Annotated in this window: 17 protein-coding genes; 8 read left to right on the top strand and 9 right to left on the bottom strand. The window is 66.7% G+C overall.

All coding sequences use genetic code 11. The annotated features are described in order from the left end of the window. Positions 1-113: 113 nt before the first annotated feature. Complete coding sequence (locus KGQ91_RS09765) at positions 114-560, top strand: hypothetical protein (RefSeq protein ID WP_163647500.1); 447 nt, start codon at positions 114-116, stop codon at positions 558-560. A gap of 3 nt (positions 561-563) precedes the next feature. On the opposite strand, the gene KGQ91_RS09760 is transcribed toward KGQ91_RS09765, so the two are convergent. The 7 genes from KGQ91_RS09760 to KGQ91_RS09730 form a co-directional block, all read right to left on the bottom strand. After that, positions 564-1241, bottom strand: a complete 678-nt coding sequence (locus KGQ91_RS09760) for a SanA/YdcF family protein (RefSeq protein WP_224415288.1) — start codon at positions 1239-1241, stop codon at positions 564-566. A gap of 93 nt (positions 1242-1334) precedes the next feature. Further along, on the bottom strand, positions 1335-1898 hold the full coding sequence (gene sufT / locus KGQ91_RS09755) for a putative Fe-S cluster assembly protein SufT (RefSeq protein WP_263479067.1): 564 nt from the start codon (positions 1896-1898) through the stop codon (positions 1335-1337). Between the two features lie 20 nt (positions 1899-1918). After that, positions 1919-3160, bottom strand: a complete 1242-nt coding sequence (locus tag KGQ91_RS09750; RefSeq protein WP_318010275.1) for a SufS family cysteine desulfurase — start codon at positions 3158-3160, stop codon at positions 1919-1921. After that, positions 3144-4541: a Fe-S cluster assembly protein SufD gene (gene sufD, locus KGQ91_RS09745; RefSeq protein ID WP_224420909.1), complete on the bottom strand. Its 1398-nt coding sequence runs from the start codon at positions 4539-4541 to the stop codon at positions 3144-3146. The genes KGQ91_RS09750 and sufD overlap by 17 nt, the downstream gene beginning before the upstream one ends. Further along, positions 4538-5290 (bottom strand): Fe-S cluster assembly ATPase SufC, encoded by a 753-nt coding sequence (gene sufC, locus KGQ91_RS09740; RefSeq protein ID WP_224420908.1) that lies wholly within the window; start codon positions 5288-5290, stop codon positions 4538-4540. The genes sufD and sufC overlap by 4 nt, the downstream gene beginning before the upstream one ends. A gap of 214 nt (positions 5291-5504) precedes the next feature. Further along, positions 5505-6947 carry a Fe-S cluster assembly protein SufB gene (sufB, locus tag KGQ91_RS09735; RefSeq protein ID WP_163647506.1) on the bottom strand — a complete coding sequence of 481 codons (1443 nt, stop codon included), beginning with the start codon at positions 6945-6947 and terminating at the stop codon, positions 5505-5507. 57 nt (positions 6948-7004) lie between these two features. Next, the gene (locus KGQ91_RS09730) at positions 7005-7472 is read right to left on the bottom strand and encodes an SUF system Fe-S cluster assembly regulator (RefSeq protein WP_224420907.1); all 468 of its coding nucleotides are present in this window, start codon (positions 7470-7472) and stop codon (positions 7005-7007) included. A gap of 418 nt (positions 7473-7890) precedes the next feature. On the opposite strand from KGQ91_RS09730, the gene KGQ91_RS09725 reads away from it, so the two are divergent. The 7 genes from KGQ91_RS09725 to KGQ91_RS09695 all read left to right on the top strand — a co-directional run bounded on the left by KGQ91_RS09725 (position 7891) and on the right by KGQ91_RS09695 (position 19370). Then, on the top strand, positions 7891-9252 hold the full coding sequence (locus tag KGQ91_RS09725) for a UDP-glucose dehydrogenase family protein (RefSeq protein ID WP_224420906.1): 1362 nt from the start codon (positions 7891-7893) through the stop codon (positions 9250-9252). Positions 9253-9455: 203 nt separating this feature from the next. Further along, positions 9456-11396 carry a glycosyltransferase gene (locus tag KGQ91_RS09720; protein ID WP_224420905.1) on the top strand — a complete coding sequence of 647 codons (1941 nt, stop codon included), beginning with the start codon at positions 9456-9458 and terminating at the stop codon, positions 11394-11396. A gap of 36 nt (positions 11397-11432) precedes the next feature. Beyond that, complete coding sequence (locus KGQ91_RS09715) at positions 11433-13013, top strand: PilZ domain-containing protein (RefSeq protein WP_224420904.1); 1581 nt, start codon at positions 11433-11435, stop codon at positions 13011-13013. Positions 13014-13074: 61 nt separating this feature from the next. Next, positions 13075-13968, top strand: a complete 894-nt coding sequence (locus KGQ91_RS09710; RefSeq protein WP_224420903.1) for a polysaccharide lyase — start codon at positions 13075-13077, stop codon at positions 13966-13968. A gap of 42 nt (positions 13969-14010) precedes the next feature. Next, positions 14011-15258: an alginate lyase family protein gene (locus KGQ91_RS09705; protein WP_224420902.1), complete on the top strand. Its 1248-nt coding sequence runs from the start codon at positions 14011-14013 to the stop codon at positions 15256-15258. A gap of 99 nt (positions 15259-15357) precedes the next feature. After that, positions 15358-18078 (top strand): tetratricopeptide repeat protein, encoded by a 2721-nt coding sequence (locus KGQ91_RS09700; RefSeq protein ID WP_224420901.1) that lies wholly within the window; start codon positions 15358-15360, stop codon positions 18076-18078. 293 nt (positions 18079-18371) lie between these two features. Beyond that, positions 18372-19370, top strand: coding sequence for a TerC/Alx family metal homeostasis membrane protein (locus KGQ91_RS09695; protein ID WP_224415298.1), 999 nt, complete (start codon positions 18372-18374; stop codon positions 19368-19370). Between the two features lie 83 nt (positions 19371-19453). On the opposite strand, the gene KGQ91_RS09690 is transcribed toward KGQ91_RS09695, so the two are convergent. Both KGQ91_RS09690 and KGQ91_RS09685 read right to left on the bottom strand, forming a co-directional pair. Further along, positions 19454-20749, bottom strand: coding sequence for an adenylosuccinate synthase (locus tag KGQ91_RS09690; RefSeq protein ID WP_224420900.1), 1296 nt, complete (start codon positions 20747-20749; stop codon positions 19454-19456). Positions 20750-20813: 64 nt separating this feature from the next. Beyond that, positions 20814-22013 carry an ATP phosphoribosyltransferase regulatory subunit gene (locus KGQ91_RS09685; protein WP_224420899.1) on the bottom strand — a complete coding sequence of 400 codons (1200 nt, stop codon included), beginning with the start codon at positions 22011-22013 and terminating at the stop codon, positions 20814-20816. Between the last annotated feature and the right edge of the window lie 94 nt (positions 22014-22107).

Raw genomic sequence — 22107 nt, 5'->3', positions numbered from 1 at the left:
GCCGATACCCCTGACACGCCCCGGGAATGGAAACACACAATTTCTTCGTCCCGGGGGTGGCAAAACACTGTTTCGAGCCGCACAATCTGCGTCACCGGAGGAGGTGACCGCCCATGTTTCTCGATAATCGCCAGGTGGCGATGGACAACGTACTGGAAGCGCTGGCCGACAGCCTGGATTACTTCCAGGACAATCTCGAGCGTCTGCGCCCCACACTGCGCGACGCCCTGAAGCCCCATTACGAGGAACGGGGCGAGGCGATGCGCGAGCTTCAGAAACTCGCCAAACAGCACCTCAACCTCCTGCCGCGCGACGCCGACGTCGAGCGCGACGACTACCTCTGGCTGTGGAGCCGACTGAAGAGCTTCGTCGGCGACGACAGCCAGGTACTGGTCGGCGAACTGCTCGAGCAGGAACGCGTGGTCATGCAGTCGCTGTCGACCCTCTACACCCATCCGCTGCCCGACGAGATGGAGCCGGTCATCGAGCGCTGCTGGAAGGGTTGCCGGGCGCTGATCCGCGAACTCTACAAGCTGCAGAAGCCCCGCTCGCGGCGCTGAGCGTCAGCCGTCGCCGGCGAGGCGGATCGGCTCCCGCGGGCCGAGGAAGTGCGGCTGGCGATGCCAGAGATAGAGATCCCCCAGCATCGCCACCCGCGCCAGCCATTCACGCACCCGCAACCGCCACTCCCCCGCCACCGGGGACGAGGGCGCCACGCATCCCCGCGCATCGATGCCCGCCGCCAGCGCCAGGTACAGCGCCCGCGGCAGATGCCAGTCCTGGGTGATCAGCAGCGCCCGGTCGACCCCGAAGACCTCGTGCGCCCGCACGAGGGTGTCGAAGGTACTGAACCCCGCATAGTCGAGCGTCATGGCCGCATCGGGAATGTTGGCACGGCGCAGGTCGCGCCACATGGTCACGGGCTCGTTGTAGTAGCGCGTGCGATTGTCGCCCGACAGCAGCAGGTGCCGAACGCGGTGCAGGCGCATCAGTCGGGCCGCGGCGTGCAGCCGGGCGGCATAGTGCGGATTGCGCTCCCCGTCGCGGGACCAGTAGGAGGTGCCGAAGACGATGCCGATCGGCGCCGGGGGGCACAGCAGCAGGTCCTCCTGGATGCGATCGCGGGTACGGGCGAGCACCCAAAGGTTGGCGGCCAGCACCAGGCCGGCCGCCACCAGCAGCAGCACCGCGCCCAGCAGTGTCGCACGTTTCAGCCAGCCCCTTGCACGCCTCGGCGCCATCGTCTCTCCATCCGAAGGAGTCATCAGCGCACGAATCCTACCCGGGGGCTCCCCCCGCCTCAAGCGGGCACGACGCCGGCGTCCGGGGGCGCCTCAGAACAGCCCCAGCTCGAGCCGGGCTTCCTCGGTCATCATCTCGCGGCTCCACGGCGGGTCGAAGACGATCTCGATATGTACCCGCGAGATCTGCGGCGCCCCGAGGATCTTGCGCCGCGCATCCTCGGCAATGACATCCCCCATGCCACAACCGGGGGCGGTCAGGGTCATGCGCACGGTGACCACCCGCTCGCCGGTGAGCAGGTGCTCGATGCGACACCCGTAGACCAGGCCGAGATCGACGATGTTGACGGGGATCTCGGGGTCGAAGCAGGTGCGTAGCTGGTCCCAGACGAACTGCTCGAGCGCGGCATCGTCGGCGTCTTCCGGCAGGGTCGGCCGTGGCAGCGGCTCGAGGCCCAGCGCATCCAGGTCACTGCCCTCGATCAGGTACAGCCGCCCCTCGTAGGTGACACTGACGGTGCTGCCCTTGGCCTGCATCACCCCGACCACTGAATCCTCGACCAGAGTGACGCTCTTGCCGAAGGGAATCGAGATCGCGTTCACGTCCCGCTGCAGGGGCATTTCCTGCCCCTTGTAGAGACTCTCCAGTTGCTCCATCGACACGCGTCCTCCCTCCCCTAGCGAACCATCTCGATGGCGCGTTTGAGTGCCGCGACGAAGATGTCGATCTCCTCGGGCGTGTTGTAGGCGGCGAACGAGGCTCGGCAGGTGGCGTCGACGCCGAACTGCTGGAGCAGCGGCTGCGCGCAATGGTTGCCGGTACGGATCGCCACGCCCAGCTGGTCGATCAGCAGCGCGATATCCTGAGCGTGCGCGCCCTCCACCACGAACGAGACCACCCCGGCCTTGTGCGGCGCGGTCCCCAGCAGGCGCAGCCCGTCGATGGCGGCCAGCTCGTGGTGCGCGTGCTCGAGCAGCCGGTGCTCCCAGGCGCGGATCAGGCCGATGCCGATCTCGCCCACCCACTCCAGAGCGCGCCCCAGAGCGATCACCTCGGCGATGGCCGGCGTGCCCGCCTCGAACTTGTGGGGAATCTCGGCATAGGTGGTGCCAGCCTCGAAGGACACCGTGCGGATCATCTCGCCGCCACCCTGCCAGGGCGGCATGGCCTCGAGCAGCGCCGCCTTGCCGTAGAGCACGCCGACGCCCGTCGGGCCGTAGACCTTGTGGCCCGAGAAGGCATAGAAGTCGGCATCCAGGGCCGTGACATCGACGATCTCATGCGGCGCGGCCTGGGCACCGTCGACCAGGATCAGGGCGCCGTGTTCGTGGGCGATGCGCGCCATCTCGGCCACCGGATTGATGGTGCCGAAGGCATTGGAGACGTGATTGACGGCCACCAGCCGGGTGCGCTCATTGATCAGCTCGCGATAGGCGGCCATGTCCAGCGCGCCACGCTCATCGACCGGAATCACCCGGATGGTGAAGCCGCGCTCCGCGGCGAGCAGCTGCCACGGCACGATGTTGGAGTGGTGCTCGAGCCGCGAGATCAGCACTTCGTCGCCCGGCCCCAGGTTGGCCCGCCCCCAGCTGTTGGCGACCAGATTGATCGCCTCGGTGGTGCCGCGGGTGAAGACGATCTCGCGGGTCTCGCGGGCGCCGATGAAGCCGCGCACGGTTTCGCGCGTGGTCTCGTAGGCCACCGTCGCCTCGTCCGCCAGGGTGTGCAGCCCGCGATGGATGTTGGCGTTGTAGTGCCGATAGTAGTGATCGAGCGTCTCGATCACCTGCCGCGGCGTCTGGCTGGTGGCGGCATTGTCCAGATAGATCAGCGGATGGCCGTGAACCTGGCGCTCGAGGATCGGGAAGTCGCGACGTACCTTGACGACATCCAGGGTCAGATCAGTCATTGCGGTCATGGCCCGGCACCTCCTCGAATGCCTGCTCGTCGAGCAGGGCCGCCTCGACCAGCCCACCGAGGTTGAAGCGTTCCGGCAGCTTGCCGGCCACCGTGAGCTCGACACGCTCGGCCACCGCATCCAGCCCCACCTGCTCCATCACCTCGCCGGCGAAAGCCAGGGTCAACAGGCCCCGCGCGGTCTGCTCGTCGATGCCGCGCGTACGCAGCGCGAACACGGCATCCTCGTCAAGCTGCCCGGTGGTCGCCCCGTGGGAGCACTTGACGTCATCGGCGTAGATCTCCAGCTCCGGCTTGGTGTCGATCTCGGCGCGATCGGACAGCAACAGGTTGGCATTGCTCTGATGCGCCTCGATCTTCTGGCTGTCGCGCTTGACCACCACCTTGCCGTTGAACACGCCACGGGCACGATCGCCCAGCACGCCCTTGTAATTCTCGTTGGAGAACGTCAGCGGTGCGTTGTGGTTGACCAGGGTGTGGTTGTCGACATGCTGGCGACCCTGGGCGAAGAACAGCCCGTAGTAGTTGGCCTCGGCCCCCTGGGCGTTGAGATCGGCCACCAGGTCGTTGCGTACCAGGGCACCGCCCAGGTTGACGGTGAACGAGGTGAAGCGGCTGTCGCGCCCCTGCTCGACCTGCAGACTGCGCACCAGCAGGTCGTCGAGCGGCGATTCCTGCAGGGTGTAATGGGTCAGCAGGGCGCCACGCTCGAGCACGGCCTCGGCCACCACGTTGGTGAAGTTGGCGGCCGCCGGCTCACCGACGTAATGCTCGAGTACCGTGGCCTGGCTGCGCGCTCCGGCCTGAATCAACACCCGCGGATGACTCATCACCGGCTGCTCACCGGCCCGGGAGAGAAACTGCAGCAGGATCGGCGTCTCGACGACGGTGCCCGGCGCCAGGCGGATGATGGCCCCCTCCTCGGCGAAGGCGGTGTTGAGCGCGGCGAACGGTGAAAACTCGACGCCGGTCAGGCGCCCCAGCACGGCGCCCACGGCCTCGTGGTTGTCGCTCAGCGCGCGAGTCAGCGGCTCGACGCTCGCGCCGGCAGGCAGCGCGCCGGTATCGGAGAGCTCCGGGGCAAACACGCCATCGACGAAGCTCAGGCGGACCGCCTCGATCGGCAGGGTCAGGGCGGCGGCCTGAGCCGGCGAGAAGTCGGCGTCGTCGGCCAGCGCGAACTCGCCGTCACGAATGCGCCGCACATCGGTGTACTTCCACTGCTCGACCCGCTTGTCGGGAAAGCCGATCGCCTCGAAACGTGCCGCCGCCGCCTGACGCCGCGCGGCGATCCAGGTCGGCTCGGCCCCGCGCACGGCATCGCGCGCCTTCAGGCGGTCGAGAAAGCGCTGTCCTGCACTCGGTTGGGTCTTGTCGCTCACGCCGCAGACTCCTCCTGCACCCATTCATAGCCACGCGACTCGAGTTCGAGCGCCAGGTCCTTGTCACCGGACTTGACGATACGGCCGTCGAGCAGCACATGGACCTTGTCGGGCACGATGTAGTCGAGCAGACGCTGATAGTGGGTCACCATCAGCACGGCACGTTCCTCGCTGCGCAGCGAGTTGACGCCTTCGGCCACCACCTTGAGGGCGTCGATGTCGAGACCGGAGTCGATCTCGTCGAGCATCGCCAGCCGGGGTTCGAGCACCAGCATCTGCAGGATCTCGTTGCGCTTCTTCTCGCCGCCGGAGAACCCCTCGTTGACCGCGCGCTGCAGGAAGCTCGGGTCCATCTTCATGAACGCCAGCTTCTCCTTGACCAACTTCATGAATTCCGGCGCCGGAATCTCGCCCTCGCCACGCGCCGCCCGCTGGGCATTGAGCGCCGCCTTGAGCAGATAGATGTTCTTGACGCCGGGAATCTCGACCGGGTACTGGAAGCCCAGCAGCAGCCCCGCCCGGGCGCGCTCCTCGATCTCCATCTCCAGCACGTCCCGGCCCTCGAAGGTGATCGAGCCGGCCGTCACCTCGTAGCCGTCCTTGCCCGCAATCACCGAGGACAGCGTCGACTTGCCCGCGCCGTTGGGCCCCATGATGGCATGCACCTCACCGGCGTTGACCGTCAGGCTCAGCCCCTTGAGGATTTCCTTGCCGTCCACCGACACGTGCAGATCTTTGACTTCGAGCATGTGTTGCCACCTTCAATCTGGATTCGAGGGCGCCATCGCGCCCTCCGACGAATTCGTTGTCACCTTTCCACTGCGTCAGGCGCGTCATGAGCGATGGTCAGTCAAGGCGGAAACCTGGCGAGTCAGCGGAGTTGACTGTTGCTCAATGAGCATGTCGATCGGACTCGCGCACGAGCCAGGTTTCCAACGCAGGATGACCGAGCGCAATAGCGCCTTATCCCACGGCACCTTCGAGCGTCACATTCAGCAGTGCCTCCGCCTCCACCGCGAACTCCATCGGCAACTCCTGGAAGACATCCTTGCAGAAGCCGTTGACGATCATGTTCACCGCGTCCTCCTCGGCGATACCGCGCTGCCGGCAGTAGAACAGCTGATCCTCGCCGATCTTCGAGGTGGTCGCCTCGTGCTCGACGGTCGCCGTGCTGTTGCCGATCTCCTGGTACGGGAAGGTATGCGCGCCGCAGCGATCGCCGATCAGCAGCGAGTCGCACTGGGTGAAGTTGCGGGCGTTCCTGGCTCGCGGCCCGACCTTGACCAGCCCACGATAGGCCTGGTCGCTGCGCCCGGCGGCGATGCCCTTGGAGACGATGGTCGACTTGGTGTTCTCGCCGATGTGGATCATCTTGGTGCCGGTATCGGCCTGCTGGCGGCCGTTGGTCACCGCCACGGAGTAGAACTCACCGACGCTGTCCTTGCCGCGCAGCATGCACGACGGGTACTTCCAGGTGATCGCCGAGCCGGTCTCGACCTGGGTCCAGGACACCTTCGAGCGATCGCCGCGGCAGTCGGCGCGCTTGGTGACGAAGTTGTAGATACCGCCCTTGCCGTCCTCGTCGCCCGGGTACCAGTTCTGCACCGTGGAGTACTTGATGTAGGCGTCTTCCAGCGCCACCAGCTCGACCACTGCGGCGTGCAGCTGGTTCTCGTCGCGCTGCGGCGCCGTGCAGCCCTCCAGGTAGGAGACCTGGGCGCGCTTGTCGCAGACGATCAGGGTGCGCTCGAACTGGCCGGTGTTGGCGGCGTTGATGCGGAAATAGGTCGACAGCTCCATCGGGCAGGTCACGCCCTCGGGCACGTAGACGAAGGAGCCGTCGGTGAACACCGCCGAGTTGAGCGCAGCGAAGTAGTTGTCGCCCTGCGGGACCACGCTGCCCAGGTACTGCTTGACCAGCTCCGGGTAATCGCGGATCGCCTCGGAGATCGAGCAGAAGATCACGCCCGCTTCGGCGAGTTTCTCCTTGAAGGTGGTGGTCACCGAGACCGAATCGAAGACCGCATCGACCGCGACCCCGGCCAGCGCCGCCCGCTCGTGAAGCGGAATGCCCAGCTTCTCGTAGGTCTCGAGCAGCTTGGGATCAACCTCGTCGAGACTCTGGGGGCGGTCCTCGGGCTTCTTGGGCGCGCTATAGTAGGAAATCGCCTGGTAGTCGATCGGCGGGTAGTCAAGATGTGCCCAGCTGGGCGTCTTCATCTTCAACCACTGGTGATAGGCCTCGAGCCGCCAGTCGAGCATCCACTGCGGCTCGCCCTTCTTCTGCGAGATGAAGGCGATGACGCTCTCGTCGAGCCCCGGCGGCACCGTATCGCTCTCGATGTCGGTCACGAAGCCCTGGGTATACTCGCGACGAACGAGTCGCTCCATTTCCTCTGTAGCCATGATCCTCCCCTCCGGGCGCATCGCACTGCACCCTGTCATCAAGCCTTGGTCGGCGTCTCAGCCCTCGGCCATGGCGGCCAGGGTCACGCTTTGTATGGGTAACTGCACCGGTAACTTGAGCGGCTCGGCGCGCGCCAGGTGCGCCAGGGTCACGCTGTCGAGCAGGGTGCGCACGCCCAGCGTCACTCGCTGCCAGTTGTCGGCGACGCCACAGCTGCTGACCAGGTCGCAATCGCCGTCGGCCTGGCTGCACTCCGTCATGGCAACCGGGCCCTCGATGGCGGCGATGATGTCGCTGGCGGTAATCTCGCTGGGCGCGCGTGACAGACGATACCCGCCCTGCGCGCCACGCCGCGACGTCAGCAACCCGGCCTTCACCAGCATCTTCAGCGTCTTGCTCACGGTGGGATGCGGCAGCTGCACGGCGTCGGCCAGGTCGGCCGCGGCATGCGCCCGCTCCGGATGACGCGCGATCTGCGCCATCACCACGGCGGCGTAATCGGTCAGCTTGGACAGCTTGAGCATCGCGAACCTCCAGCCTGTCGGCATTGAGGACCATTTTAGTCCTCTATATCGGCCATGTGAAGTTCCCTTGACGCGGGCATCGGTGACGAGTAAGAAAACAGTGTGCAAAAATTCACCCGATGACAGGTTGACCTTTGGCGATGGAGCCTCTAGGCTATTCAGCGTTACCCGGTGATTACATAAATTAACCTTACTAATTTAGAAAAGATCATCAGGTCGCGGCAGTATGTCACCCCCCGGTAACGATGCTGCCCGATAATGACAGACTACCGGCGAGACTCAGGCAGGCAGCCGCTCTCGCCCCGGGCCCCAAGGAATGGATTTCAGTCGCAGCCCGGCACGCTCGTGTGGCATTTGGCCTCGTGGCCAGACGCATTGCAGAACGTGATACCAGACAACCACCATGGAGAGGTGAACAATGCGGATTACCATCTTCGGATCAGGCTATGTCGGCCTGGTCACCGGCACCTGTTTGGCCGATGTCGGCCACGACGTCGTCTGCGTCGATGTCGACGCCGACAAGATCGCGCGACTGAACCGCGGCGAGATTCCCATCTATGAACCCGGCCTGGACGCGATGATCGCGGAGAATCGCGACGCCGGGCGCCTGCGCTTCACCACCGATGCCGAGGAAGCGGTTCGCTTCGGCAAGCTGCAGTTCATCGCTGTGGGCACCCCTTCCGACGAGGACGGCAGCGCCGACCTCAAGTACGTACTCAAGGTCGCTGAAACCATCGCCCAGTACATGGGCGAATACAAGGTGGTGATCGACAAGTCCACCGTGCCGGTGGGTACCGCCGACAAGGTCCGCGACACCCTGCGCCGCACGCTCGAGGCCCGCGGCGCCGACATCGACTTCGATGTCTGCTCCAACCCGGAATTCCTCAAGGAAGGCGCGGCGATCGAGGACTTCTCGAAGGGGGCGCGCATCATCGTCGGTACCGACTCGGAAGCCGTGCGCAAGGCGATGCGTGAATGCTACGCCCCCTACAACCGCAACCATGAAAAGCTGATGTTCATGGACGTGCGCAGCGCCGAGCTGACCAAGTACGCCGCCAACGCCATGCTCGCCACCAAGATCAGCTTCATGAACGAGATCGCCAACCTGGCCGAGCGCCTGGGGGCCGATATCGAGCATGTGCGCCACGGGATCGGCTCGGATCCGCGCATCGGCTATCACTTCATCTACCCCGGCTGCGGCTACGGCGGCTCCTGCTTCCCCAAGGATGTCAAGGCGCTCGCCCAGACCGCCACGAATATCGGCTATGACGCCCAGCTGCTGGGCGCGGTCGAGTCCGTCAACCTGCGCCAGAAGACCCGCCTCTTCGAAAAGCTCAACCAGGCCTTCGACGGCGACCTCAAGGGCAAGACCATCGCCCTGTGGGGCCTGGCCTTCAAGCCCAACACCGACGACATGCGCGAGGCGCCCAGCCGCGAGCTGATGGAAGCGCTGTGGGACAGCGGTGCCCGGGTTCAGGCCTTCGACCCCGAGGCTGCCGGCGAGTGCCGCCGCATCTATGGCGAACGCGACGATCTGGTGCTGGTCGACCGGCGTGACGACACCCTGGAAGGCGCCGACGCCCTGGTCATCTGCACGGAATGGAAGATCTTCCGCGCGATCGACTTCGACAACCTGCGCCAGACGCTGCGTACCCCGGTGGTCGTCGACGGGCGCAACCTCTTCGACCCCGAGATCGTCAAGGACGCCGGCCTGCTTTACTACGCCATCGGCCGCGGCGAATCCCTGAACCGGCAACAGGCAAGACGCGCGGCCGCCTGAGCCGCCGTCTTCGGCGGGCCCTGCATGGCGTGGCCCGCCGCTCCCGGTCTTCCCGCGCTTGCCGGCCTAACCGGCCGGCAACCCACCGCGGATGATCACATGTTGTCACGGCGCCGCCACGGCGGCGCCCCATCAGACAACGGGGCCGCGCGAGACCATCAGGCATCTCGCGTCGCGCCACCGTTCGATGAGGAAGGTTCGTCATGTCGCTGAACGAGCTTACCGGCGGCTCACGTGCCAGCCGGATCACGGAGCTGACGACGCTGCTGTTCCTGCTGTCGCTGATCGTCGTTCTCGTCTTCGAGCTGCCGCCGGAAGTCTTCTCGCCCAGCTCCAAGAGCTTCATTCTCGCCATCGGGGTCATCGGCGCCTGGCGTTATTCTTGGTGGTTTACCATCGCGATCCGTTCCGTGTGGTACAACCGCCGCGTGTTTCCTCGACTGCGCCGGCAGGCCGACGCCGCCGACGCCCGCGAAAAGCCCGATGCCCTGTATGTGCTGTGTACCTCGTTTCGCATCGAGCCCGAGGTCAGCTTCGCCGTCTATGATTCACTGATCCGCGACGCTGCCGACTACGGCGTGCCCACCACCATCTTCGCGGCAATCTCCGATCGCAGTGACGTCGACGTGATTGATCACGTCATGGCGGAAAACGGCTGGCCCGCCAACGTCGAGATCACCTACATGTTCCAGAAGGGCGACGGCAAGCGCTCGGCGATGGCCGAAGTGCTGCGCGCCATCTCGCGGCGCATGCCCAGCCATCGCTCGCTGCTGGTCTCCATGGACGGCGATATCCGCATCGAGCCCGGTACCCTCGCCCGCTCGCTGTCATTCTTCTTCGCCAAGGACGATCTGGGCGCGCTGACCACCAACAACAGTGCCATCGTCAACGGCGGCGACGTCACCAAGGAATGGTATGACCTGCGCTATGCCCAGCGTCACCTGGTGATGAGCTCGATGTCGGTTTCCGAGCGCCTGCTGGTGCTGACCGGCCGCTACAGCGCTTTCCGTGCCGAGCTGGCCACCGAACCGGGCTTCATCGAGCTGGTCGAGAACGACCATATCGAGCACTGGCGCTTCGGCAACTTCAAGTTCCTCTCCGGGGACGACAAGTCGACCTGGTTCTGGCTGCTCAAGAACGGCTGGAAGATGCTCTACATTCCGGACGTCTATGTCTCCGGATTCGAGGAGCTGCCCGACAAGGACCGCTTCTTCGCGTCGAGTCTCGACCTGATGAAGCGCTGGTACGGCAACATGCTGCGCACCAGCGGACGCGCCATTGCGCTGGGCCCCAAGACCATGGGGCTGTTCACCTGGTGGAGCCTGGTCGACCAGCGCCTGTCGATGTGGACCACACTGATCGGCCCCTCGGTGGCGATCATGCTGACGCTGTTCGTGCGCCCCTCGTTCATCTTCGCCTATCTGCTGTGGATCCTCTTCACGCGCAGTGTCACCGCTACCGTGCTGGCCCTGCAGCACGGCCGGTTCAGCCTGCTGTGGATTCCCATGCTGTATTACAACCAGGTGGGCGGCGCCCTGCTGAAGACCTACGTCAGCTTCCGTTTCAACCGCCAGTCCTGGTCGCGCCAGGGGATCTCGGCAGGCGAGCCCAATGACCCCAAGGCGGCCCGTCGCCAACGCCGCATGGGGCATTTCATGCATGCCGTGTATGTCGGCTCGCTGATCCTCACCCTGGCTCTGGTGGTCGGCGTGGTGGCACCGCCCGATCGCGTGGCCTTCGCCGTGCTCGAGAATCAGAGTGCCATGCTGACCGATGACGGCCCCGGGCCCGAACGCGACGACGGCTACTGGCTTGCCCTGGCCCTGGCCGACGCCCCCGAAGGCGGCACCGTACAGCTGCCGGCGGGCAACATGCGGGTCGGCAAGCGCTTTACCGAAAAGCTCTTCGAGGTCGGCGACGTGCGCGCCCGGACCTTCCGCGGCCACGGCGGCAAACGGCCCACCACCTGGTATGTCAACACCAGCCTGGCCGGCCGCCTTCACGATGCCCAGGGCAACACCCTGAGCGAGACCCGGACACTGACCTGCCGCAGCGACAACCCCTGCCGCCTGGACACCGCCTCCGGCACGGTCACCCTCGACGATATGGACGTCCGTCGCGCCTCTCCCGAGCGCCGCCAGTAACCGGACATGGATCTACAGGACAAGGAGGATCCCCGAATGAGCCACGACGACAATCACGACCCGGGCCGGACCGAACCGACCCTCGCCGGTCGCCCGCGCGACGAGCGACGCGACGATGCCTCGCGCCCCGCCACCGGCGACCAGCTCCATCACGAACGCCGTGACGAGCGCCGCCACGTGCGCGTCGACGTGCCCTTCGAGGTACGCTTCGCCGACGGCACGACCCTGGTCGGCCATGACCTCTCCATGGGCGGCTTCTCGGTCTACAGCGACACCCCGATGCAGGCCGATCAGGTGATCTCGGTCTCGCTGCTGCTCTCGGCCGGCACCGCCGAACTGATCGTGCCCGTCGATGCCAAGGTGCTGCGCGACCATGGCGAGCGCGGCGGCCGCCAGCACGAGGTAGCCTTCGAGATCGCCCGCATCGAACGGCGCCACCGGGAGCTGCTGCGGCGGATCATTCGCGCCTACCTGAGCGGCAACCACGCCACGGTGGAAGGCCTGGTCAGCAGCGAGGACCCGCAGACGCCCCGCAAGCGCCGGACCGCTGCCACCGCTCCCCAGGCGCAGAGCAAGACACGCCGCCCCTGGGGCCGCTACGCCGCGCTGGCGCTGGCTGCCTTCACCCTGCTGGCGGTGGTCGCCGCCACCGCCTACCGCAATTTCATGCTCATCGAGCCTGATTTCGCCGCGGTGACGGCCCCGCGCATCGACATCCGTGCGCCCGGCTCGGGCATTCTCGCCGAGCACGGTTTTCATGCCGGCGACCGTGTCGAACGCGACCAGGAGCTGGTCCGCGTCAAGAACAGCGAGCTCAAGACCGACCTGATCCTGGCCAAGGCCTCGCTGAACTACAACAGCCAACTGATCAAGAACCTCAAGGAGCGCATCGAGGCGCCCGGTACCAAGGAGGTCTACATCCCGTCCGGCGACAGCGGCGCCAGCGGCACGCCGACCAACTTCGAGAGCGTGCCGCCGGAAGTCGCGCGGGTGCGCATGAAGCAGTTCGAGACTGCCAACGACTACCAGCGTTCGCGTATCGATGCGCTCGAGGCGCGCGCGTCGGAAAACACCATCTACAGCCCTTGCAACTGTCTCGTCGCCTGGGCCCGCAGCAGCGCCGGCGAGACCTTCATCAACCAGAGCGAACGCATCATGACGCTCATCCAGACCGGTGAGAACGACGTCATGGTGGAAGCCCTGGTGCACATGGACGACATCGACCGCATCGAGCCGCACCAGCGCGCCTACATCGCCCTGCCCAACGCCTCCGAGCCGATCGCCGCCCAGGTGCGCAGCGTCTCGCTGGACGTCGAGCGCCAGCCGCGCGCCGGCTTCCCGAAGTGGGTGCGCCAGCAGCAGAACGTCGCCAGCGTGCTGTTGGTGCCGGAGTCGCCGCTGCCGGCCAGCGCCGTGGGGGTGCCCGTGGACGTACGCTTCAGCGAGGCCCCGGTGATCGACACCACAGTGGAATGGATCTGGCAGGGCGGCCGCGCGGTATACCAGGAATTCGCCGACCTGTTCGCCGCGGTGACCGGTTCGGGCGACGACGCCGAGACCGGCAAGCCGGTCGGCAGCGTCGCCAACGGCCAGCCCGCCACACAGACATCGAGCTGAATCGAGCCATTGCCAACGCCCGGGCCACCGCCACGGCGCGCCCGGGCCAGGAGAGCCTCTCATGCTGGAACATCACAGCAGCAAGACCGCATTCCATCCTCGGCAACGTACCGGCCTGAGCCTGGCGCTCGGCCTATCCCTGAGCATCTTCGCGGTCCAGGCCGTGGCCGGCAAATCCGACCTGCCGATCCCGCAGCTGTCGCCCTGCTCCGAGCGCTACACCGAGGTCGCCGACCCCGCGCCGCCGCAGCTGGCCGACACCCAGGAAGCCATTCGTCAGGCCTTCGGCACCCACGACGACTGGGCCACCGACAAGAACGTGACCATTCTCTCTCCCGCCCAGACCGGCATCGGCGAAACCGGCATGCGCATCGCCTATCCCGCGGGCACCTCCTCGCCCGGCGACCAGGCGGAAGGGGGCGCCGGCTTCTACGCCACCATTCCCGCACTGCATGGTGCCGAGCGGGCCTGCCTGAGCTACCGGGTTCGCTTTCCCGAGGGCTTCAACTTCGTCAAGGGCGGCAAGCTGCCCGGCCTCTACGGGGGAGACGCGCCCAGCGGCGGCGATGCCGTCACCGGTGACGGCTACTCCATGCGCTTCATGTGGCGTCGCGACGGCAAGGGCGAGCTCTATGAATACGTGGTCAACAAGAAGAAGCAATACGGCAAGTCCGTGGGGCGCGGTCTCTGGCACTTCCCCACCGGGAAGTGGGTCACCATCGAGCAGGAAATCGTGCTCAACGACCCGCAGCGTCGCAACGGCATCGCCCGCGTCTGGGTCGACGGCCGGCCGATTCTTGAGCAGCGCGGCATCGTCTACCGCAAGTTGCCGACGGTCTACGCCGACGGCCTGATGTTCTCGACCTTCTTCGGCGGGCACGGCAAGAGCTGGCGCACCCCGAAGGACCAGCACGTCGACTTCGCCGACTTTCGTTTCTACGCCGACCGGCCGTGACCGGCCGGCGTCTGACCGCCCACTGCACGTGAACGAGTCGCCATGACCAACATTACCGGAATCCTCTCGGGCATCGGGTTGCGCCGCGCCATCGGCCAGGCGCTCGCTGCCCTGCTGATCGCGGCCCTGGCCCTGCCCGCCATGGGCATGTCGATCAAGGAGCGCAACCAGCTCGACCTGTCGAAGTACACGGTCAATGATCCCAACGCCTCCTATTTCGACGTCCCGGCGCGCATGAAGCTGCTGCAGCAGACCGAAAACCCCATGCTGCTGACCCAGGTGGAGGAGCTCTCCACCGGGCCCAGCTGCCAGCAGCTGCTGGCCATTCCCCCGCTGGATACCAAGATCCGCATCCCCGGCTTCTATCCCAGCCCCAAGGCCTGGCGGAAGATTTCGGGGCCGCTGTTCCAGTTCGAGAAGGCCGTGGCCAAGCTGGCCGGGGCCTACGTCACCAGCGGTGACGTCTACTATGGCCGGTGCATGATCCGCTTTCTCGACAAGTGGGCGCGTCACGACGCCCTGCTGAACTTCTACTACGAGTCGTCCCAGCCCCAGGCCTGGTTCTCGACCGAGTCGATGATCTTCTCGGCGGCCGAGGCCTACTCCGTGGTGCGTCCGGCGGTGAAGGGGATGGACGCGGAAAAACAGCGCGTGGACCAATGGCTCAAGGACCTGGCCTACAAGCACAAGGCGATTCCCGGTCAGCCCAACAACAGCTGCTGCAACAACCACTTCTATCGACGCGCCCTGTATGCCTCGATGGTCGGCGTGCTGACCGACGACGACGAGCTGTTTCGCTTCGGCGTCAGCGCCATCTATTCGGCCCTGCATGACCTGACCAAGGAAGGCGCCCTGCCGCTGGAGATGAAGCGCGGCCGGCGCGCCAGCCACTATCAGAACTATGCCCTGCTCTACCTGATCCCCAATCTGCAGATCGTCTCGCGGCAGGGCTACGACGTCTTCAACCTCGAGGTCGATGGCCACACCATCAAGGATGCCGTGAACTTCGCCATCGATATCCTCGAGGATCCCGACGCGCTCGGCGATCTGGCGCCTCACGAGCAGTACAAGGGCTTCCTGAAGGACGACCAGTACCTGGCCTGGATGGAGATTTACCTCAGCCACTTCGACGAGCCGCGCCTGGAGCCGTTTCTGCGCACCATGCGCCCGATCGAAAACCGTGGCGCCGGCGGCTACGTGACCCTGTACTTCATGGATCCCGCGGCCCAGCAACAAGCGTTCACCGCCGCCCAGAAGCGCCGGGCCCGGGCGTCCCGGGACCAGGAATGACGTCCCGACGAACTCGCGACGCCCATAATCACGGAGGAATCTGACATGCTTGGACATCCGCTTCGCCGAGATCGCCGGGCCAGCCCATGGCGGCACCTGATGCGCGTATCGCCGCTGCTGCTCGCGATGGCCGGCTGCGCCACGCACGAGGTACAGCGCGACGCTGCGGTACCACCGGTGCCGGCCGCCTACGTCGACTGGTTCGACGGCGGCCGCCCCGTCGACATGGGCGGCATGGACTGGGGACGCATGGACTTCGCCCGCCAGGCCGCCGAAAAGGGCCAGTACGAGAAGGCCATCGCCAGCTTCAAGGCCCTGGGACGCGAGGGCATGCTGCCTGCCTACTACGACCTGGGCAAGCTCTACGACAAGGGCCAGGGCGTGCCCCGGGATCCGGCACTGGCCGCCAAGTACTACGCCAAGGCCCTGCACCGGCCCAATTCGTCGCTGGGCAATGCCTCCGTGAAGCTGGGGGATCTCTACCTCGACGGTGACGGTGTCGAGCGCAACCCCACCCTGGCCTTCTACCTCTATCGCCAGGCCATCGAAGCCGGCGAGGCCGACCAGGCCGCCGCCAAGCTCGCCGGCATGCTGGCGCGGGGCGAAGGGATCAAGCGCAACCCCCAGCGTGCGGTCGCGCTCTACCAGAAGGCCGTCGAGGCCGGCGACGGCAGCGCCCTGCGCGAGCTGGCCGACGCCTACCGGCCCGGCGGCTGGTATCAGGCCGCCCCGGCCAAGGCCAAGGGTTACGCCCAGCGCTATGCCGAGTATGCCAGGGCCCTGGCCCAGAAGGGCGATGTCGGCGCGATGACCGACCTGGCCAGCCTCTATGCCCGGGACGGCCTGCTCGGCTACCGGCCCGAGGAGCAGCGCCGCTGGCTGATGAAGGCCGCCGACTCGGGCGACCCGGATGCACTGGGCAAGGTCGGCGAGGCCCTGCTCGAGCAGGGCGAGACTCAGCGTGGCCTGGCCATGCTCGAGCAGGCCGCCAAGGCCGGCGATGTCGAGTCCATGTACCACCTGGGCTCGGCGCTGCTCGACGGCAAGGCGGTCACGCCCCGTCCCAAGGAGGCCGAGTCCTGGCTGGCGAAGGCCGCCGATCAGGGCTCGACCAACGCCACCGTCACCCTGGGGCGCGCCTACATCGCCGGTGACGTTCTCCCCCCGGCGCGCCGACAGGGCATCCAGTTGCTGCAGGGTGCCGCGCAGAAGAATGACCCGCTGGCACTGGCCGTACTGGGGGACCTGTACCTGAACGGCAAGGAGGACTTCCCGGCCCAGCCCGGCAAGGCGATCGACTACCTGAAGCGCGGCCAGCAGGCCGGCAGCAGCTACGCCACCGCGCAACTCGGCGAGGCCTATCTCAAGGGCATCGGCGTCGCACCGGATGCCCGGAAGGCCGAATCGCTGCTGAAGCAGGCGGCACAGCAGGGGCAGGACTACGCCGCCCGTCTGCTCGGCGAGGCCTATCTGGAAGGCCAGACCCTGCCCGCCAACCCCGACGCCGCCGAACGCTGGCTGCGCAAGGCCGTCGTGGCCGGTGACACCACCGCCATGACCGCGCTCGGCAAGGCCTACCTCGACGGGCCCCTGGCGGATCGCGGCCAGAGCGAGAAGGCGGTTTCCCTGCTGACCCGGGCCGCCAGCCAGGGTGACGACTACGCCATGGTGGTGCTGGGGCGCGCCTATCGCGACGGCACGGGCGTACCGCGGGACTTTCGTCAGGCCAAGCGCTGGCTGGAAAAAGCCCGCGATGCCGGGCATGACTCCGCGGAACTGGCACTGGCCCGGCTCTACCGCAAGCATGGCAAGGGCGCCGGCAACATCGACGCCATCATCCACGCCGCCAGGCTCGGCGATCCCGCGGCAATGGCCGACCTCGGGCGGGCCTACCTCGATGGCAGCAACGGCGTGCCCATGGATGTCCAGAAGGCCTACCGCTGGCTGTCCAAGGCCAGCCGCGCCGGCCACGGCGGTGCCGCCGCCAGCCTGGGACGGGCCTACATCAAGGGCAACCCCTTCCCGAAGGACGTCGACAAGGGGCTCGATTACCTGAAGACCGCCGTCGCCCGCGGCCACACCGGCGCCATGGCCGACCTCGGCGGCATGCTGCTCAGGGGCGAGCATGTCAGTGCCGACCCGCAGCGGGGCGTGCAGCTGCTCCAGCGGGCCATCCGCGGCGGCAACCTGGGTGCCATGCAGACCCTGGGGCAGGCCTACCTGCAGGGCAAGGGCGTGTCGCGCCAGCCGCAGAAGGGCATCGCCCTGCTCAAGCGCTCGGCGCGCCAGGGCAACGCCTATGCCGCCCAGGTGCTGGGCGAGGCATACCTCAACGGCACCGGCGTCGACAAGGATCCGGCCGAGGCCAAGCAGTGGCTGACCCGCGCCGCCAACGCCGGCAGCCTCTCCTCGCTGGCCAACCTGGGGCGCGCGCTGCTCTATGGCCGCGACGGCCTCACCCAGGATGAACAGAAGGGCATCAAGCTGCTGACCCGGGCCGCGGACCAGGGCCACGCCGGCGCCCAGGCCGCCCTGGGACGCGCCTATCTGCGTGGCGAAGGCGTCGAGAAGGATGCCGCCAAGGGCGCGGAATACCTGTTTCGCGCGGCGCGCCAGGGCCACCCCACGGCCCGGCTGGCGCTGGCCAAGGCCTACCTCTGGCAGCAGGGGCTGGAAGACGCCAACCAGGATCAGGCCCTGCTGTGGCTCGACCAGACCCTGGAGAGCCGTGGCGAGGCCGCCCTGCGCACCATGCGCGACCTGCTGCAGAATGACCAGGCCGCCCAGGCCGCCAGCAAGGTCCCGCCCACCCCGCGCTGACCCGGCCTTTCCCTACCGGGGCCGTGTGGCCCCGGTTTTTCTCTTGAAGCGAACTCGCCGTCTTGCTTGTCGCTTTCTCCACCGTCAAACTCGCTGAACCAACGGAAGGGGAGTATTCCTGATGGGTCTGCCGCTACATGGCAGATCGCATCGGTAGCGTCGTCAACACGGGCCGGGCATGACGCCACCCCGGCGCTGCCTTCTCGCCCCCCGCTCGCCCCTGAAAAGGGCGGCCGGAATGAGACGGAAGAGACCTTCGATCACGTCATCGCATCGATACGGAGACTCTCGACATGTCCGTCCCGACCTGGGTCTGGCTGGCGACCATCGCCGGCATCATCGCCCTGTTCTTCTTCGACTTCCTCTTTCATGCCCGCAAGCCCCATGAACCGACGCTCAAGGAGGCGGCCGGCTGGTCATTGTTCTTCATCACCATCGCCCTGCTCTTCGGCGGTGGTGTGTGGATCGTCTGGGGCGCTCAGCACGGCACCGAGTACTTCGCCGGTTTCATCACCGAAAAGAGCCTGTCGGTCGACAACCTCTTCGTGTTTGTCATCTTGATGAGCAAGTTCTCGGTACCCCGTCGCTACCAGCAAAAGGTATTGCTGATCGGCATCGCCATCGCCCTGGTCATGCGCGGTATCTTCATCGCCCTCGGTGCCGCCGCCATCGCCCAGTTCAGCTGGGTGTTCTACCTGTTTGGCGCCTTCCTGCTCTACACGGCAGCAAAGCTCGCCCGCGAGAGCTTCCAGGACGAGTCGCAGGGCGGCGCCCCCCAGTACCACGAAACCTGGTTCGAGCGCTGGGCACACAAGACCCTGCCCTCGACTCGCGAGTATCATGGAAATCGGCTCTTTGCCCGGGTCGAGGACAAGCCCGTGGTGACGCCATTGTTCTTCGCGGTCCTGGCGCTGGGCTTCACCGACCTGCTGTTTGCCCTGGACTCGATCCCTGCCATCTACGGGCTGACCAAGGCACCCTACATCGTCTTCACCACCAACGCCTTCGCCCTGCTCGGCCTGCTGCAGCTCTACTTCCTGCTCGGCGGCCTGCTCGACCGCCTCGTCTATCTGGGACTGGGCCTGTCGGTGATTCTCGGCTTCATCGGGATCAAGCTGATTCTGGACGCCCTGCACGAAAACACGCTGATTTTCATCAACGATGGGCAGCCGCTGCATGGAGTGCCGGAAGTGCCTATCTGGCTGTCACTGACCATCATCGTCACGACGCTGGTGGTCACGACCGTGGCAAGCCTGATTCGTTCACGGCGCGGTGCGGGCGGCAGCGACTGACACCGACGCCGGGCTCCGGAATACAAAGAACCCGCCATCGCAGGATGGCGGGTTCATGACTCGCGCGTGGTTCGTCGAGCAGTTCAGTCGGAGAACGGGTTGCGCAGCACGATGGTCTCGTTGCGATCCGGGCCGGTGGAGATGATGTCGATCGGCGTGCCGGTCTGCTCCTCGAGGAAGCTGATGTAGGCCCTAGCGTTGGCGGGCAGGTCCTCGACGCGCTTGATGCCCAGCGTCGACTCGCTCCAGCCCGGCAGGTCCTGGTAGATCGGCTCGACCGCCTCGTAGCCCTCGGAGTCCACCGGAGTGTCGAGGTGCTCGCCATCCTTGCTGCGATAGCCCACGCAGACACGGATGTTCTCCAGGCCATCGAGCACGTCCAGCTTGGTCAGGCAGATGCCGGAGACCGAGTTGACCTGCACGGCATGACGCAGGGCCACGGTGTCGAACCAGCCGCAGCGGCGCGGCCGGCCGGTGGTGGCGCCGAACTCGTGGCCCTTCTCGGCCAGGTGACGGCCGAACTCGTCGAACAGCTCGGTGGGGAACGGCCCGGAACCCACACGGGTGGTGTAGGCCTTGGTGATGCCCAGCACGTAGTCCAGGTACAGCGGGCCGACACCGGAACCGGTCGCCGTGCCGCCGGCGGTGGTGTTGGAGCTGGTGACGTACGGGTAGGTACCGTGGTCGATGTCGAGCAGCGAGCCCTGGGCGCCCTCGAAGAGGATGTTGTCGCCGGCCTTGCGGATCTCGTGAACCAGGCTCACCGTGTCGCAGACCATCGGCCGCAGCTCCTCGGCCATGGTCATGGCCTCGTCGAGCACCTGCTGGAAGTCGACGGGGGCTTCACCGTGGTAGTGCTGCAGCACGAAGTTGTGATAGTCGAGCACCTCGCCGAGCTTGGAGGCGAAGCGCTCGCGGTGCAGCAGGTCGCCCAGGCGCAGGCCACGGCGCGCGACCTTGTCCTCGTAGGCCGGGCCGATGCCGCGGCCGGTGGTGCCGATCTTGGCCACGCCACGCGCCTTCTCGCGGGCCTGGTCGAGGCGTACGTGATACGACAGGATCAGCGGGCAGGCCGGCGACAGGCGCAGGCGCTCGCGGACCGGCACGCCCTTGGCCTCCAGCTCGCGAATCTCGCTGATCAGGGCCTCCGGGGACAGCACCACCCCGTTGCCGATCACACAGGTCTTGTCGTCACGCAGGATCCCCGAGGGGATCAGGTGCAGGACGGTCTTCTCGCCGTCGATGACCAGGGTGTGGCCGGCGTTGTGCCCCCCCTGGAAACGCACCACCGCGGACGCCGACTCGGTGAGCAGGTCGACGACCTTGCCCTTGCCCTCGTCACCCCATTGGGTACCTAGTACGACTACGTTCTTGCCCATTACTCTCGTCTCTTGATCGAAGAATCCGCTGACCGTGGCGTGGCGATGCCCTCCCCGGCCATCGTCACGCCAGGGGCGATACCTGCCAGTCGTCGCCCATGCGTACCAGCTGCCGGTTGCAGCGATGCTCGGCCGGCCCCGTCGACTGCCCCGGCAGGGCTCGCACCACGCGCTCGCCGTCGGCCCGCAGGCGCGTCACCACCGCATCGAGCCGGCTGCGCGCCGCGGCGTCGTCGATGGCCACCGCCGGCGCCCAGATGCCGTCCACCGCCGGCTCGTCGGTGACCAGCGTAGCCAGCAGCTTGAGGTCCATCGAGAAGCCGGTGGCCGGCCGCGCCCGACCGAAGGCCTGACCGGTGTCGTCGTAGCGCCCACCCTTGGCCAGGGCCTGGCCGTAACCGGGCACGTAGGCGGCGAACATCATGCCGGTGTGGTACTGGTAACCGCGCAGGTCGGCCAGGTCCAGGTACAGGGTGACATCCGGATGCGCATCGGCGACACCCCGGCACAGCGCCTCGAGCTGGTCGAGGGCGTCACCGACCGCCGCCGGCGACTCGGCGAAGACCCGGCGGGCCTCGCCGAGCATCTCGACGTCGCCGTGCAGCTGCGGCAGTGCCCGCAGCATGCGGGCGACCGCGCCATCGTGAATCTGGGCGGCGACCAGCGCCTCGGTTTCCGCGGGCGACTTGCGCTCGATCGCCTCGAACAGCGCCGCCTCGGCCTCGCGCGACAGGTCCGCCGCCTGCACCAGGGCGCGATAGATGCCGATATGCCCCAGTGCCAGGTGCACCTCGTCGGCGCCGGCCGTCGCCAGGCTGTCCAGCGCCAGGCGCAGGATCTCCAGATCCGCCTCGAGCCCGGCGTGGCCGAACAGCTCGACGCCGACCTGCACCGGACTGCGCCCGCCCTGATACGGGTCCGCCTTGGCGCGCAGCACATGGCTGCAGTAGCACAGCCGGGCGGGGCCGCGACGCTTCAGGGAGTGGGCGTCCATGCGCGCCACCTGGGGCGTGACGTCGGCGCTGGCGCCCATCATGCGGCCGGTGAGCTGATCGGTGAGCTTGAAGGTCTGCAGATCCAGGTCGGTGCCCGTGCCGGTCAGCAGCGAGTCGAGGAACTCGACGGGAGGCGGTACCACCAGGTCATAGCCCCAGCGGTGGTAGAGGTCGAGCAGCGCCCGGCGCAACTCCTCCATGCGACTCGCCTGCGGCGGGAGCACTTCGTCCATGCCGTCAGGTAGCAGCCAGCGATCTGCGATGGTCATTTGCCTGTCCTGCCAGAGATGAATGGCCACAAAAAAACCGGGCCACGCCCGGTTGATGGATTCTACCATGTTTGCCCCCCGGGTGTACCCCGGG

Origin of the sequence: Modicisalibacter tunisiensis (assembly GCF_020148005.1) — a bacterium.
Classification (GTDB): domain Bacteria; phylum Pseudomonadota; class Gammaproteobacteria; order Pseudomonadales; family Halomonadaceae; genus Modicisalibacter; species Modicisalibacter tunisiensis.
This window is presented reverse-complemented; position numbering and strand designations above follow the sequence as displayed.